General features: G+C 71.6%; 15 protein-coding genes. 13 read left to right on the plus strand and 2 right to left on the minus strand.

Annotated features, from left to right (window positions below):
• Positions 1 to 6: 6 nt before the first annotated feature.
• Complete coding sequence (locus E2C06_RS06165; protein ID WP_165982245.1) at positions 7 to 963, minus strand: urease accessory protein UreD; 957 nt, start codon at positions 961 to 963, stop codon at positions 7 to 9.
• Between the two features lie 77 nt (positions 964 to 1040).
• On the opposite strand from E2C06_RS06165, the gene E2C06_RS06170 reads away from it, so the two are divergent.
• Genes E2C06_RS06170 through E2C06_RS06195 form a run of 6 tightly spaced genes read left to right on the plus strand, consistent with a single transcriptional unit; the run spans position 1041 to position 6301 of the window.
• Complete coding sequence (locus E2C06_RS06170; RefSeq protein ID WP_241671140.1) at positions 1041 to 2156, plus strand: ABC transporter ATP-binding protein; 1116 nt, start codon at positions 1041 to 1043, stop codon at positions 2154 to 2156.
• Between the two features lie 2 nt (positions 2157 to 2158).
• Complete coding sequence (locus E2C06_RS06175) at positions 2159 to 3181, plus strand: extracellular solute-binding protein (protein WP_165982246.1); 1023 nt, start codon at positions 2159 to 2161, stop codon at positions 3179 to 3181.
• A complete protein-coding gene (locus tag E2C06_RS06180; RefSeq protein ID WP_206664449.1) occupies positions 3178 to 4065 on the plus strand; it encodes an ABC transporter permease in 888 nt (295 codons plus the stop codon). Before E2C06_RS06175 ends, E2C06_RS06180 begins: the two co-directional genes overlap by 4 nt.
• Positions 4058 to 4879 carry an ABC transporter permease gene (locus tag E2C06_RS06185; protein WP_133287715.1) on the plus strand — a complete coding sequence of 274 codons (822 nt, stop codon included), beginning with the start codon at positions 4058 to 4060 and terminating at the stop codon, positions 4877 to 4879. Before E2C06_RS06180 ends, E2C06_RS06185 begins: the two co-directional genes overlap by 8 nt.
• Position 4880: 1 nt before the next feature.
• Positions 4881 to 5378: an ureidoglycolate lyase gene (locus tag E2C06_RS06190; RefSeq protein ID WP_133287716.1), complete on the plus strand. Its 498-nt coding sequence runs from the start codon at positions 4881 to 4883 to the stop codon at positions 5376 to 5378.
• Positions 5378 to 6301, plus strand: a complete 924-nt coding sequence (locus E2C06_RS06195) for an allantoinase PuuE (protein WP_133287717.1) — start codon at positions 5378 to 5380, stop codon at positions 6299 to 6301. The genes E2C06_RS06190 and E2C06_RS06195 overlap by 1 nt, the downstream gene beginning before the upstream one ends.
• Here E2C06_RS06195 and E2C06_RS06200 read toward each other — a convergent pair whose 3' ends face one another.
• Positions 6302 to 7342, minus strand: a complete 1041-nt coding sequence (locus E2C06_RS06200) for a TauD/TfdA family dioxygenase (RefSeq protein WP_133287718.1) — start codon at positions 7340 to 7342, stop codon at positions 6302 to 6304. It abuts the gene before it with no gap.
• Positions 7343 to 7440: 98 nt separating this feature from the next.
• Between E2C06_RS06200 and E2C06_RS06205 the strand changes: the two genes are divergently transcribed.
• The 7 genes from E2C06_RS06205 (at position 7441) to E2C06_RS06235 (ending at position 12689) form a co-directional block, all read left to right on the plus strand.
• The gene (locus tag E2C06_RS06205) at positions 7441 to 8415 is read left to right on the plus strand and encodes a Bug family tripartite tricarboxylate transporter substrate binding protein (protein ID WP_133287719.1); all 975 of its coding nucleotides are present in this window, start codon (positions 7441 to 7443) and stop codon (positions 8413 to 8415) included.
• A gap of 53 nt (positions 8416 to 8468) precedes the next feature.
• Positions 8469 to 9107 carry a histidine phosphatase family protein gene (locus E2C06_RS06210; protein WP_133287720.1) on the plus strand — a complete coding sequence of 213 codons (639 nt, stop codon included), beginning with the start codon at positions 8469 to 8471 and terminating at the stop codon, positions 9105 to 9107.
• 140 nt (positions 9108 to 9247) lie between these two features.
• The gene (locus E2C06_RS06215) at positions 9248 to 10072 is read left to right on the plus strand and encodes a lipid-binding SYLF domain-containing protein (protein ID WP_241671141.1); all 825 of its coding nucleotides are present in this window, start codon (positions 9248 to 9250) and stop codon (positions 10070 to 10072) included.
• Positions 10072 to 10761: a lipid-binding SYLF domain-containing protein gene (locus E2C06_RS06220; protein ID WP_133287721.1), complete on the plus strand. Its 690-nt coding sequence runs from the start codon at positions 10072 to 10074 to the stop codon at positions 10759 to 10761. Before E2C06_RS06215 ends, E2C06_RS06220 begins: the two co-directional genes overlap by 1 nt.
• Before the next feature lie 151 nt (positions 10762 to 10912).
• Entirely contained in the window at positions 10913 to 11428 is a 516-nt protein-coding gene (locus tag E2C06_RS06225) for a YcgN family cysteine cluster protein (protein ID WP_133287722.1), read from the plus strand.
• Positions 11425 to 12363, plus strand: a complete 939-nt coding sequence (locus tag E2C06_RS06230; RefSeq protein WP_133287723.1) for a dihydrodipicolinate synthase family protein — start codon at positions 11425 to 11427, stop codon at positions 12361 to 12363. Before E2C06_RS06225 ends, E2C06_RS06230 begins: the two co-directional genes overlap by 4 nt.
• Positions 12360 to 12689: a cupin domain-containing protein gene (locus tag E2C06_RS06235; protein WP_133287724.1), complete on the plus strand. Its 330-nt coding sequence runs from the start codon at positions 12360 to 12362 to the stop codon at positions 12687 to 12689. The genes E2C06_RS06230 and E2C06_RS06235 overlap by 4 nt, the downstream gene beginning before the upstream one ends.
• Positions 12690 to 12719: the final 30 nt, after the last annotated feature.

Raw genomic sequence — 12719 nt, forward strand, 5'->3', positions numbered from 1 at the left:
GTCATGTCAGGTCGTCCAGAGCCGCGGCAGCCGCGCCGGCAGGCCGAGCTGCGCGGCGCGCAGCGCTACGATCGCCGCCCCCACGGCCTCTCGCACCGCAGAGGCGCGGCCGAGCCAGCGCGCCAGCAGCAGGCCCGGGCGCGGGATGGTCGCGGCGCCCGGCGCCGATTCGGGCAAGCCGCGCAACAGGCCGCGCCCCGCCGCCGCATCGCCGCCCGCCAGCAGCAGCGTGCCCAGCGCCTCCGCCCCGGCGAAGCCGAAGGGGTGCAGCAGCGGCGCGGCCAGGTTGCCTTCCAGCGCCAGCGCATCGGCCCAGAGCAGGCCGGCCGGCCCATGCAGTCGCCAACGGTCGCGCAGCAGGCCCCGCGTCATCGTCTCGCCCCGCGCGGCGCGGCCGAAGACCAGCGTCTCGGCCGCGAGCAGCACCGCGCCAGGGGCAAGCTCCGCCCGCATGTCGCGCAGGAAGCGGGCGCCGTTGAAAAGGATGGTCTCCTGCGGGATCCATTCCAGCACCGCGCCGGCGTCCAGCGTGATGCAGGTCTCCACCCGCGTCTCCGGCCCGAGACTCCGATAAACCTTTTCGGCCGCCGCGGTGGAGAGTGTCGCCTGCGCCCCCGCCTCCAGCCGCACCGATTGCCGCAGCGCGTCGCCGCCAGCGAGCCCGCCGGCGCAGTTCAGCAGGGCGGCGGTCGGCGGCTCGCCGGGTTCGGGTGTGGGGAACAGGATGCGCAGCGGCGATTGCTGGTAGAGGTCGCGCAGCACGGTCACAGGTCCCTTGCCCCCCCGCGGCGCCCGCGCGAAGACCAGGTCGAAGGCACCGTCGGCGCGCTGGTGACGGCTCGGCAGGGGCGGCGTGTCGCGCGGCATCGGCCGGACCATGGCATGCGGCGCGGCGGGGCGGAACCACCCGGCCAAATGCCGCGCGCACGGGCAGGCTGCCCCGAAACTGATCAGCATGGTCATCGCGGAATGCCGTACGCCCCGTCTCGCCGCCCATGGCATGGTGGTTGCGTAAAGCCGGGATCGAAGGGGAGACGCGCGTGCAGTTCCGCCCAGTGCCACCGGCCATGACCGAAGCCGCTTCGCTGCGCGGCCACACGCTCGACGTGCTCGGCCTCGGCGTGCGCTACGGCGCCTTCACCGCGCTCGACAATGTCGGCCTGTCCGTCCGCGCGGGAGAGGTGCTCGCGCTGCTCGGCCCCTCCGGCTGCGGCAAGACCACGCTGCTGCGGACCGTCGCCGGCTTCGTCCGGCAGACCGCGGGCCGCGTGCTGATCGACGGCGCCGGCATCGACGACCTGCCGCCCAATCGCCGCCGCGTCGGCATCGTCTTCCAGAACTACGCCCTGTTCCCCCACATGACCGTGGCGGAGAATGTTGCCTATGGCCTGAAGGCCCGCCGCGAAGCCGCGCCGCGCATCGCCGCGCGGGTGGCGGAGCTGCTGGAGATGGTGCAGCTCGGCGCGCTGCGGGACCGCCGGCCGGCGCAGCTCTCGGGCGGTCAGCAGCAACGGGTGGCATTGGCCCGGGCATTGGCGATCGAGCCCTCGATCCTGCTGCTCGACGAGCCCTTCGCCGCGCTCGACCGCTCGCTCCGGCTCGACATGCAGATCGAGATCAAGCGGCTGCAACGGCAGCTCGGCCTGACCGCCATCCTGGTGACGCATGACCAGGACGAGGCGATGAGCGTCGCCGACCGCATCGCGGTCATGCGGCGCGGCCGGATCGAGCAGCTGGGCGCCCCGGTCGAGGTCTACGATCAGCCTGCCACGCTCTTCGTCGCCGGCTTCATCGGCACCACCAACCGGCTGCCTTGTACGGTCGACGGCATGGCCAGGCTGCGCCTCGCCGATGGCACGCCGTTGCCCGTGCCGGCCGGGGCGCTGCCACCCGGCCCGGCGCTGCTGACGGTGCGGCCGGAACAGCTGGAACTGCGCGACGAGGCCGGCCCGGGCTGCTTCCCGGTCGAGCTCGGCCTCGCCTTGCCGCTCGGCGGCCAGACGGTGCGGGAGGCGCGGCTGGCCGACGGCACCCCGATCCGGCTGACCGAGCCGCGGCTCGGCGCCATCCGCGACCTTGGGGCGCGGGCCTTCTGCGGCCTCGCCCCCGGCGCCCGCCCGGCGCTCTTCCCACGCCCGACCCCCGAGGAGGAATGACCATGTCCCCGACCCTCAGCCGCCGCGCCCTGCTGGCCGGCACCGCGGCCTTGGCTGCCCCGCTGGCGGCGCGCGCGCAGAAGCCCGGCAGCGTCACCGCCGCCATCTATCCCGGGGCCTGGGAAGAAGCCTTCCGCGACCTGGTCGCGCCGGCGCTGAAGAAGTCCTACAACATCGAGCTGGAGATGCAGGCGCTCTTCGCGGTGGACCAGGTGGCGAAATTCGCCGCCAGCCGCGGCGCCCCGCCCTTCGACTGCTTCGTGCTCGACCCCGGCCCGCGCGCCACGGCGCTGGAGCGCGGGATGTTCGAGAAGTTCGACGCCTCGAAGCTCGCCTCACGCGCCGCCATCCCGGCGGCGCTGGTGGACGAATGGGGGATCGGCTGTAACGCGCAGGTCGTCGGCATCGCCTACAACCCGAAGAAGCTGCCGAAGCCGAAGGGCTACGCGGATCTTTTCAAGGAGCCCTGGGTTTCCCGCCTCGGCCTCACCGGCTTCGGCACCACCTTTGGCACCGTCAGCCTGATCGAGATCGCCAAGATCTTCGGTGGCAGCGAAACCAACATCGACCCGGCGCTCGCCGAGCTGAAGAAGGTGCTGCCCAAAATCGCCGCGGTCAGCAGCCCGGCGGCACTGCCCGGCCTGTTCCAGCAGGGCCAGTGCGACGTCACCTATACCAATACCCAGACGGTGACGACGCTGAAGGACCGCGGCGTGGACATCGAATTCGCGGTGCCGGAGACGGGGGCGACGACCTTCCTCACCACCCTGCACATCGCCAAGGGCTGCGAGAACATGGACGCGGCCTACAAATACATCGACACCGCCGTCAGCAAGGGCGTGCAGGACGCGCTGCAGAAGCCGCCCTACAACTTCATCCCGGTGAACAAGGAGGTCGCGCTCGGCAAGGACCTGCCGATGCGGAGCCTCGACGAGATGTCGAAGTTCGTCACGCATGACTGGTCGAAGATCAACCCGCTGCGCGGCCAGTGGATCGACCGCTTCAACCGCGAGATGGCGAAGTGAGCAGCGCGGCGGCCCTGCCGGCGCCGCGCGCCCGCGGGGCCGCCGCGCCGGCGCTCTCGCCCTGGGGCCTCGCCGCCCCGCTCGGCCTGGCCTATGCGGCCTTCTTCGCCGCGCCGCTCTTCATGCTGTTCGCCGTATCCTTCTACGCGGACGAGCAGATGACGCGCTTCGGACTCGACCAGTGGCGGCGCTTCCTGTTCGACAGCTTCCACTGGAAGGTTATCGCCGACACGCTGCTGCTGGGACTGAAGGCGGTTGCCGCCACGGTGCTGCTCGGCTTCCCGCTGGCGCTGGTTTATCGCGCGGCCTCGCCGCGCTGGCAGCGGGTGCTGCTCTTCGTCGTGATCATGCCGCTGCTGACCAGCGTCGTGGTCCGCACCTTCGCCTGGATCGTCATCCTGGGGCGCGAGGGGGTGGTGAACCAGCTGGTGCTGGGACTTGGCCTGGCCGCCGAGCCGCTGCGGCTGCTGCAGACCGAGCTCGGCCTCGTCATCTCGCTGACCCAGATCGAGATGCCCCTGCTGCTGCTGCCCCTGCTCTCCGTCATGTCGCGCATCGACCCCAACCTGATGGATGCCTCCGCCTCGCTCGGCGCCTCCCCCTGGCGGACGCTGTTCCGGGTGATCCTGCCGCTGGCGGCGCCCGGCCTCGCCGCCGGTTGCCTGCTGGTCTTCGCCTCGGCCACCACCGCCTTCATCAGCCAGTCGGTGATCGGCGGCGGGCGGCTGGTCTATTTGCCTTCCATGATCTGGCAGCAGGCGATGATCGCGGCGCATTGGCCCTTCGCCGCGACGGCCGCCATCGCGCTGCTGGTCTCGGTCTCCGCCGTCATCGCCGTCATCGCCTATGCCGGACGGGTCGCGGGGGGGCGGGTGCATGGCTAGGCGGCGCAGCGCGAGCGAGCTGTCCTACGGCCTAGTCATCGGCAGCCTGGCGGCGCTCGCCCTGGTGGTGCTGGTCGGGCCGATCCTGATCGTGCTGGCGACCAGCTTCACCGACAGCCGCTCCATCCGCTTCCCGCCCCAGGGCTTCTCCTTCCGCTGGTACGAGCTGCTGCTGGACGAGGTGCGGTCGCGGCAGATCCACCGGGCGGTGGGCAATACCCTGCATGTGGCGGTCGTCGCCGCGGGACTTGCCACGCTCGGGGGCACCGCGGCGGCGCTCGGCATCTCCCGCGTCGCGGGGAAGGCGGGACGGCTGGCGGATGCGCTCTTCATGTCGCCGCTTGTGCTGCCCGGCCTCGCCTTCGGGCTGGCGGCGCTGATGTATTTCACCCTGCTGGGGTTCCGCCCCTCGCTCGAGCTCATCATTGCCGGGCACCTGGTCGTCGTGACGCCCTTCGTGCTGCGGACCGTCGGCGCCTCGCTCTCGCAGCTCGACCCGGCGCTGCTCGATGCGTCGCGCAGCCTCGGCGCCGGGCCGGTCCATACCTTCCGCCGGGTCACCCTGCCGCTGATCGCCCCGGGGATCGCCGCCGGGGCCTTCCTCGCCTTCATGGCCTCGGTCGACAATGTGCCGGTCTCCCTCTTCCTCTCCTCGGCGCGGACGGACATGCTGCCGATCCGGATGTGGGGCATGATGGAGAGCACGCTCGACGTCCGGGTGGCCGCCGTCTCCGGCACGCTCATCCTGGTGGCCTTCCTGCTCATGCTGGTGATGGAGCGGCTCACCGGCCTCACGCGCCGCATGCGGGGATGACATGTACCTGAAAGCCGAACCGCTGACCTCCGCCGCCTTCCTGCCCTATGGCGAGGTCATCGAATGCCCGGCCATGCCCGGCCGCACCTATTTCGAGGATGCGCTGGCGAACCTGCGGCCCAAGGCGCGCGGCAGCATCTCCCTCACCGTCAAGGCGCCGCTCACCGCGCTGCCGCTGCGCACGACCATGATGGAGCGGCACGAATTCTCCTCCCAGTCCTTTGTCCCGCAGGAGGCCGGCCGCTGGCTGGCGATCGTCGCGCCGCATGCGGCGGGTGCCGGCGGCGGAGCCGCAAGCAAACCGATGCCGGACATGGCGCGGGCCCGGGCCTTCCTCTGCCGTCCCGACCAGGGCGTGACCTACGGCGCCAATGTCTGGCACCACCCCTTCACGGTGCTGGACCGGGAGGCGCGCTTCGTCATCTTCATGTGGCGCGACGGCACGCGGGGGGACGAGGAATTCGTCGAGGTCCCCGAATTCACGGTGGAGATCCCCTGATGCCCTATCAGGTCGCCCGCGACTTCCGCGGCTACGGCGCCAATCCGCCCGACCCGCGCTGGCCGAACGGCGCCCGTCTCGCGGTCAATTTCGTCATCAACTACGAGGAAGGCTCGGAGCCCTCCTTCGCGTTGGGGGATGGCGTCACCGAGACCGGGCTGACCGAATCGCACGGGCTGAACCAGCTGAAATCCGGCCGCGACCTGGCGGCGGAGGGCATGTTCGAATACGGCTCCCGCGTCGGCTTCTGGCGGCTGCACCGGCTGTTCCAGGAACGCGGCCTTCCGCTGACCATCTTCGGCTGCGCGCTGGCGCTCGAGGCCAATCCGGAAGCCGCCGCGGCCATCCGCGCCGCGGGCTACGACATCTGCTCGCACGGCTGGCGCTGGGTGAAGCATTTCGAGCTGTCCGAGGCGGAGGAGCGCGAGCACATCGCCCGCGCCGTCGCCAGCATCGAGCGGACCATCGGCCGCAAGCCGGAGGGGTGGTACTGCCGCTACGGACCCAGCGAGAACACCCGCCGCCTGGTGATGGAGCACGGCGGCTTCCTCTACGACAGCGACTACTACGGCGACGAGTTGCCCTTCTGGCTGACGGTGGACGGCAAGCCACAGCTCGTCGTGCCCTATTCGCTGGTGAACAACGACGGCAAGTATGCGGGATGGATGGGCACCGCCGACCAGTGGTTCTCCTTCATCCGCGACGCCTTCGACATGCTCTACGCCGAAGGAGCGACGCAGCCGAAGATGATGTCGGTCGGGCTGCACATGCGCCTCATCGGCCACCCCGCCCGCGCCGCCGGGCTGCAGCGGCTGCTGGACTACATGATGCAGCGGAAGGATGTCTGGATCACCCGCCGCGTCGATATCGCCCGGCACTGGATCGCAACGCATCCCTACCCCGGCAAGGGGCTGAACGAGTAGCTACGCCGCCAGCGCGCTCCGCCCGGGCATCGCCCCGCCGCGCAGCGCGCCGGCCCGCACGTCGCCCCATTGCCCCGCATGCCCCGCCGGCAGCGCCCGGCTCAGCGGGCTGGCCAGCCAGATGCGCAGCAGGTTGCGCCGGCCGCCGGCGCCGTCAGCATAGGCCGTGCGGCCGTGATAGGTGACGTGCTGGTTCATCAGCTGGATCTGCCCCGGCGCGAAGGGCATCTCGATGCAGAGCTCCTCGGCGACCGCGGCCAGCCGGTCCATCGCCTCCACCTGCCGCGACGTCAGCGGCGGCACGCCGGGCTGGCCCTGCGCGAGTTCCACATAGGTGCGGCTGTACTGGCTGGTGAATTCGCCGCCGGGCCCCCGGGCGAAGACCGGCATCGGGAAGGGCCGCGCCGCCATCCCCTCGCCCTCCTCGTCGGCCGGGCGGGCGCGCCAGAAATCCTCATATAGCACCGCCAGCAGCTCGGGGCAGCGCTCGGCCATCGCATCCTGGATCGCCACGGTGGAGACGATGCGGGAGACGCCGCCCTCGATCCCGTTCGAGGCACAGAGCAGGCTCAGCAGGTCGCACTTGTCGGTATGCCAGCGCAGCGGCCCGGTGGACCGGCTGCGCGCCCGCGCCGTGCCGGCCGCAACGGCGGCGCCGGTGCCGGTCTCGTCCTTCACCTCGGCCAGGATCTCGCCCGTGGTGTTCTGCGGCAGCGGCGTGCCGAGATGGCACATCAGCCCCCAGAAGACCCGCTTGAGGTCGGTGTCGGAATACCGCGCCGGGTCGAGCCCGGTGAGCCGCACCAGGCCGCGCCCCGCCTCGAGCTCGCGCACCACCTCGGCCAGGAAGCCAGCCGTCTCGGGCAGCGGGAAGTGCCGGGCATCGAAGCGCGGCGGCGCCCGGTCGCCGAGCCCGGCCAGCGCCGCGTCGATCTCGGCCGTCGCCATCGGCGGCAGCGCCATGATCCAGGACGGGTCGCGCGCGAGCTCGGCGCCGGTCCAGGCGGCGCGGCCGCCGATGGGGGAGAGGGTCTGGGTCATGCTGCGGGCCTCCTGCGGCGAGGATAGACCCGCGGCGCGGCGCTGTCTCGTTGCGCACCCGCTTGGCAGCGCCGCGGCTTCCGCGCAGACTCCCGCGCATGCAACGCCGTTCCCTCCTCGCCGCCTCGCTCGCCGGCAGTCTCCCCCTGGCGCTCGCCGCCCGGGCGCAGCCGGCCTGGCCCGACCGCCTCGTCCGCTTCGTCGTCCCCTGGCCGCCGGGCGGGCTGAACGACCTGATCGCGCGGGCCTTCAACGACCCGGTTTCCCGCGCCCTCGGCCAGCCCATCGTCAACGATTTCAAGGCCGGCGCCGGCGGCCGGATCGGCGTGGCGGAGGTCGCCCGCGCGGTGCCCGACGGCTACACCATCGGCATGGGCAATCTCGGCCCGCTGACCATCTTCCCGCACCTGTTCCGCGACATCCCCTACGATGCCGGGCGCGACCTGATCCCGGTGGTGATGTTCGCCGCCTCCCCCCTCGTGCTGGTGGTGGCCAACGACGTGCCGGCGACCACCTTGCCCGAGTTCATCGCCTGGGTGCGCGGCCGGCCCGACCGGTCCAACTATGCCAGCGTCGGCGTCGGCACCGCGCAGCACCTGATCTTCGAGATGTTCAGGCAGCGCGACGGCATCGCCATCGAGCACGTCCCCTTCCGCGGCACCAACGAGAGCCTGCCGGCGATGCTGCGCGGCGACATCCAGGCGATGTTCGACACCCTGCCGCTGATGCTGCCGCAGATCCGCGCCGGCGCGGTGCGGGCGCTGGCGGTGACCACGCCGGTCCGCGTGCCGCAGCTGCCGGAAGTGCCGACGCTGATGGAATCCGGCTACCCGGATATCGACGTCTCCACCTGGTATGCGGTGATCGCGCCGACCGGCACGCCGGCGCCGGTGCTGGCGCGGCTGCACGCCGAATATGTCCGGGTCGCGCAGCTGCCGGAGACCCAGGCCTTCCTCGCGGCGCAGGGGCTGATCTATCTGCCGAACGAGCCCGGCGCCTTCGCCGCCCGCGTCGCGGCGGAGCGCGCCCGCTGGGGCGGCATCATCCGGGCGCAGGGGATCAAGGTGGAATAGGCCGCGGGAGGGGCGGCTATGGACCCCGCCCGCCACCCTGCTACACCGACACCGTGCCAGACCCCACCCGCCTCTTCCTCATTCGCCACGCGCTGGTCGAGCCCTCGGCCCGCGCCACCTTCTACGGCAGCATGGATGTCGCGCTTTGCGACCTCGCGCTGCGGGAGGAAGCGGCGCTCTACCGCTGGCTGGCCTTCCGCCTGCCGCGGCCAGCAGCATGGATCTGCACCAACCTCGGCCGCACCCGAGCGACGGCCGCAGCCATCTTCGCCGCCGGCTACCCGGACCAGCCCCTGGGCGTGGAGCCCGACCTGGCCGAGCAATTCCTCGGGGAGTGGCAGGGCATCCCGCATGACGCGCTGGTAGAGCGGCTGCGCCACCCGCCGCATCCCTTCTGGCCGCATGCCGCCGAGGAGGAGCCGCCCGGCGGGGAGAGCTTCGCCCAGGTCCAGGCCCGCGTCGGCGCGGCACTGGAACGAATCGCCGAGCGCCACGCCGGGGAGGATGTCGTCATCGTCGCGCATGGCGGCTCGATTCGTGCGGCGCTGGCGCATGCGCTGGGCCTGTCCGGCCACCAGGCGCTGGCCTTTTCCATCCGCAACCTCGGCCTGACCCGGCTGGAGAAGGTCGGCGCGGACTGGCGGATCTCGTCGGTGAACGAGGAACCCTGGAGCCCGCCCGACTGGGAGTGATGCCGCGGGATTGATCGCGGGCGCCATGCTCGGCGACGAAAAGCGCAACGAATGACGGGAGCGCCGGCATTCCGCCCTTGGACAGGCATGACCTAACCAAGTAATCTCACGCCAATTCCAGGGTTTGGCAGGGGGGCTTCATGCGCCATCTCATGACGCGGCGACCTTTCGCGGGTCGGCTTGCAGCGCTGGGCCTCGCCCTGGCGACCCTCGCCGGCTGCTCCGGCACGCCAGGCGTCGGCGAGGAACAGGCGCTGGTCGACCGCGCCACCCTCTCGGTCCAGGAGATCCTGGGCGAGGGCAACGACAAGATGAATGCCCAGAGCCTGCTGCGCCGGGCCCGCGCCGCGATCGTCTGCCCGCGCATCTTCCGCGCCGGCTTCTTCTTCGGCGGCGAGGGTGGCGGCTGCGTCCTGCTCGGCCGCGACGCCGCCGGATCCTGGTCCTCGCCCGCCTTCTACACGCTGGGCTCCGGCAGCTTCGGCCTGCAGGCCGGCATCCAGGACCTGCAGATCCTGATGCTGATCATGAACGACAAGGCGCTGAACGCCGTGCTCGACAGCCAGATGAAGCTCGGCGCCGATGCCTCGCTGGCGGTCGCCACGCTCGGCGGCTCGGTTTCCGGCGCCACCACCGCCGCGGTCGGCGGCGACATCGTCGCCTTCGCCCGGGCCCGCGGGCTGTTCGCCGGGCTGACGCTCGAGGGTTCGCTGCTCTCCTCCCGCAGCGAGTGGAACCGCAACTACTACCGGCAGGAAGTCGGGCCGCGCGAGATCGTGGTGGCGATGCGGGTGCACAACCCGGGCGCCGACCCGCTGCGCGCGGTGCTGATGCGCTTCGGCGCCGGCGGCGGCGCGGCCGCGGCACCCCCGCCCCCGTCCAGCGGCAACCCGGCCGGCCTCACACCGGTCAATGCGCTCGGCAGCGGCCCGGTGCAGCAATCCACCCTGCCGCCGCTCCGCTGATGCGCGGCTGGCTCGCCGGCCTCGTCCTGCTGCTGGCGGCGGCGCTGCCGGCGCGGGCGGACGACCGCGGCGACGCCCAGTCGCTGGTCGACAACAGCACGCTGGCGGTGCAGGAGATGTTCAGCACCGGCGATGCCGCGGCGGTCGCCGACATGCAGCGCATGCTGCGCCGCGCCCGTGCCGCCCTGGTCTGCCCGCGCATCTTCCGCGCCGGCTTCATCCTGGGCGGGGAAGGCGGCGGCTGCGTCCTGGTGGCGCGCGACGCCGCCGGGTCCTGGTCTTCCCCGGCCTTCTACGGCTTGGCCTCCGGCAGCTTCGGCCTGCAGTTCGGCGTGCAGGACATGCAGGTGCTGATGCTGGTGATGTCGGATGCCGGACTCACCGCGCTGATGGACAGCCAGTTCAAGCTCGGCGCCGATGCCTCGGTCGCCGTCGCCACCATGGGCGCGGGGCTCGAGGGCTCGACCACCGCGGCCGGCGGCGCCGATATCCTCACCTTCGCCCGGGCGCGCGGGCTCTTTGCCGGGCTGGCGCTGGAAGGCTCCGTGCTGACCAACCGCAGCGCCTGGAACCGCGCCTATTACGGCCAGGAAGCCTCGCCGCGGCAGGTGGTGGTGGCGATGCAGGTGCATAACCCCGGTGCCGACCCGCTGCGGGCGGCGCTGATGCGCTTCGGCGCGCGGCAATAGCCGGGCCCGGGAGTTCCGCCGCCCCGCCATCGGGGCTGGAGCGGCCTGCCCGGTCCCCGACCCGGCACCCCGCTCCAGCTCATTGTTTGCAAAGCAGATTCACACCTCCGGGCGGTTCCGCCCTTCGGCGACCTGCTTTAGGCTGCGCCGCGTGGCACCCCAAGATCCTTTCTGGAAGACCAAGACGCTCGAGGCGATGAGCCGGGCCGAGTGGGAATCCCTCTGCGACGGCTGCGGCCGCTGCTGCCTGCACAAGCTGCGGGACGAGGACACCGACGAGGTCGCCTTCACCGATGTCGCCTGCCGGCTGCTGACGATCGAGACCAGCCGCTGCGCCGACTACGAGAACCGCCGCAAATGGGTGCCGGACTGCGTCAAGCTGACGCCGAAGCGCCTCAAGCGGATCGACTGGCTGCCGCCGACCTGCGGCTACCGCTTGGTTGCCGAGGGCCGCGACCTCGAATGGTGGCACCCGCTGGTCTCCGGCGACCCGGAGACGGTGCATCAGGCCGGCGTCTCGGTCCGCGGCAAGGCGATCCGCGAACGCGATGCCGGCGCCTTCGAGGACCACATCGTCCGCTGGCCCGGCCAGCCGCCGCGCGGCAAGCGCGCCAGGCCCCCGGCAGAGACACCGACCGAGAAGACCGAAGGAGACGAGGACCCATGAAGAACGCGCTCTTCGGCGGCGTGAATGCCGCCGTGCTGACCGCCATGAAGCCGGACCTCTCGCCTGACCCGGCGCGGATGGCCGGCCATGCCAAGTGGCTGCTGGCGAATGGCTGCAACGGGCTCGGCGTGCTCGGCACCACCGGGGAGGCCAACAGCTTCGGCCTGCACGAGCGGAAGGCGATTCTTGAGGGTCTGATCGCCCATGGCGTCCCCGCCGCCACCATGATGCCCGGCACCGGCTGCGCCAGCCTGACGGATACGGTGGAGCTGACGCTGCATGCCAAGGCGCAGGGCTGCCGCGGCGTGCTGCTGCTGCCGCCCTTCTACTACAAGGCGCCGTCGGACGATGGGCTCTTCGCCTATTTCTCCGAGGTCATCCAGCGGACCGGCGGCGGCATCCCGCTCTACCTGTACAATTTCCCGCAGCAATCGGCGATCCCGTTCAGCATCGACCTGATTGGCCGGCTGCTGAAGGCCTATCCCGGCGTGGTGAAGGGCTCGAAGGACAGCAGCGGCGACTATGCCAACATGAAGGCGATGGTCGACAACTTCGCCGCCGACGGCTTCGAGGTCTATTCGGGATCGGACGAATACCTGCAGCGGATCCTCGCCGAGGGCGGCGCCGGCTGCATCACCGCGGCGTCCAACGGCAACAGCCATTGGGGCGGCATCGTCTATGCGAAGCGCACGGGGCCGGAGGCCGATGCGGCCCAGGCCATGCTGACCGCGACCCGCAAGGCCGCCGTTTCCGTCCCGCTGATCCCCGGCCTGCGCGAGATCATCGCGCGCTCCACCGGCGACGAGGGCTGGCGCACCATCCGTCCGCCGCACCTGCCGCTGACCGCGGCGCAGGGCGATGCGATCTGGGCGGCCTGGGGCGCCGCCGGCGCGCTGCCGCTGCCGGGCTTCGCCGCCGCGAAGGCGGCTGAATGAGCGAGCCCCCCTTCGCCGAGCCGCTGCGCTGCCGGGAGCCGGCCACCGGCACCGTCCAGCTCGACACCGAGCATGTCCGCGTGACGCGCTGGGACTTCAATCCCGGCGCGGAAACCGGCTGGCACCGGCATGGCTGGCTTTATGTGGTCGTCCCGGTCACCGACGGGACCCTGCTGCTGGAACTGCCGGGCGGCCAGACCGCGACCGCGACGCTGACCGCCGGGGTCGCCTATACCCGGGATGCCGGGGTGGAGCACAACGTGGTCAATGCCGGGACCGCGCCGCTCAGCTTCGTCGAGACCGAGCTGAAGGCGCTGCCGGGCTAATCCTGAGGTTGCGGGAACGTCGGAACTTTC

Origin of the sequence: Dankookia rubra, assembly GCF_004355005.1 — a bacterium.
Classification (GTDB): domain Bacteria; phylum Pseudomonadota; class Alphaproteobacteria; order Acetobacterales; family Acetobacteraceae; genus Paracraurococcus; species Paracraurococcus ruber_A.

Coding starts and splice junctions, on each gene's coding strand:
- E2C06_RS06200 (WP_133287718.1), bottom strand. CDS start 7,342: ATGACCCAGACCCTCTCCCCCATCGGCGGCCGCGCCGCCTGGACCGGC.
- E2C06_RS06175 (WP_165982246.1), top strand. CDS start 2,159: ATGTCCCCGACCCTCAGCCGCCGCGCCCTGCTGGCCGGCACCGCGGCC.
- E2C06_RS06190 (WP_133287716.1), top strand. CDS start 4,881: ATGTACCTGAAAGCCGAACCGCTGACCTCCGCCGCCTTCCTGCCCTAT.
- E2C06_RS06195 (WP_133287717.1), top strand. CDS start 5,378: ATGCCCTATCAGGTCGCCCGCGACTTCCGCGGCTACGGCGCCAATCCG.
- E2C06_RS06185 (WP_133287715.1), top strand. CDS start 4,058: ATGGCTAGGCGGCGCAGCGCGAGCGAGCTGTCCTACGGCCTAGTCATC.
- E2C06_RS06230 (WP_133287723.1), top strand. CDS start 11,425: ATGAAGAACGCGCTCTTCGGCGGCGTGAATGCCGCCGTGCTGACCGCC.
- E2C06_RS06220 (WP_133287721.1), top strand. CDS start 10,072: ATGCGCGGCTGGCTCGCCGGCCTCGTCCTGCTGCTGGCGGCGGCGCTG.
- E2C06_RS06165 (WP_165982245.1), bottom strand. CDS start 963: ATGACCATGCTGATCAGTTTCGGGGCAGCCTGCCCGTGCGCGCGGCAT.
- E2C06_RS06215 (WP_241671141.1), top strand. CDS start 9,248: ATGCGCCATCTCATGACGCGGCGACCTTTCGCGGGTCGGCTTGCAGCG.
- E2C06_RS06205 (WP_133287719.1), top strand. CDS start 7,441: ATGCAACGCCGTTCCCTCCTCGCCGCCTCGCTCGCCGGCAGTCTCCCC.
- E2C06_RS06235 (WP_133287724.1), top strand. CDS start 12,360: ATGAGCGAGCCCCCCTTCGCCGAGCCGCTGCGCTGCCGGGAGCCGGCC.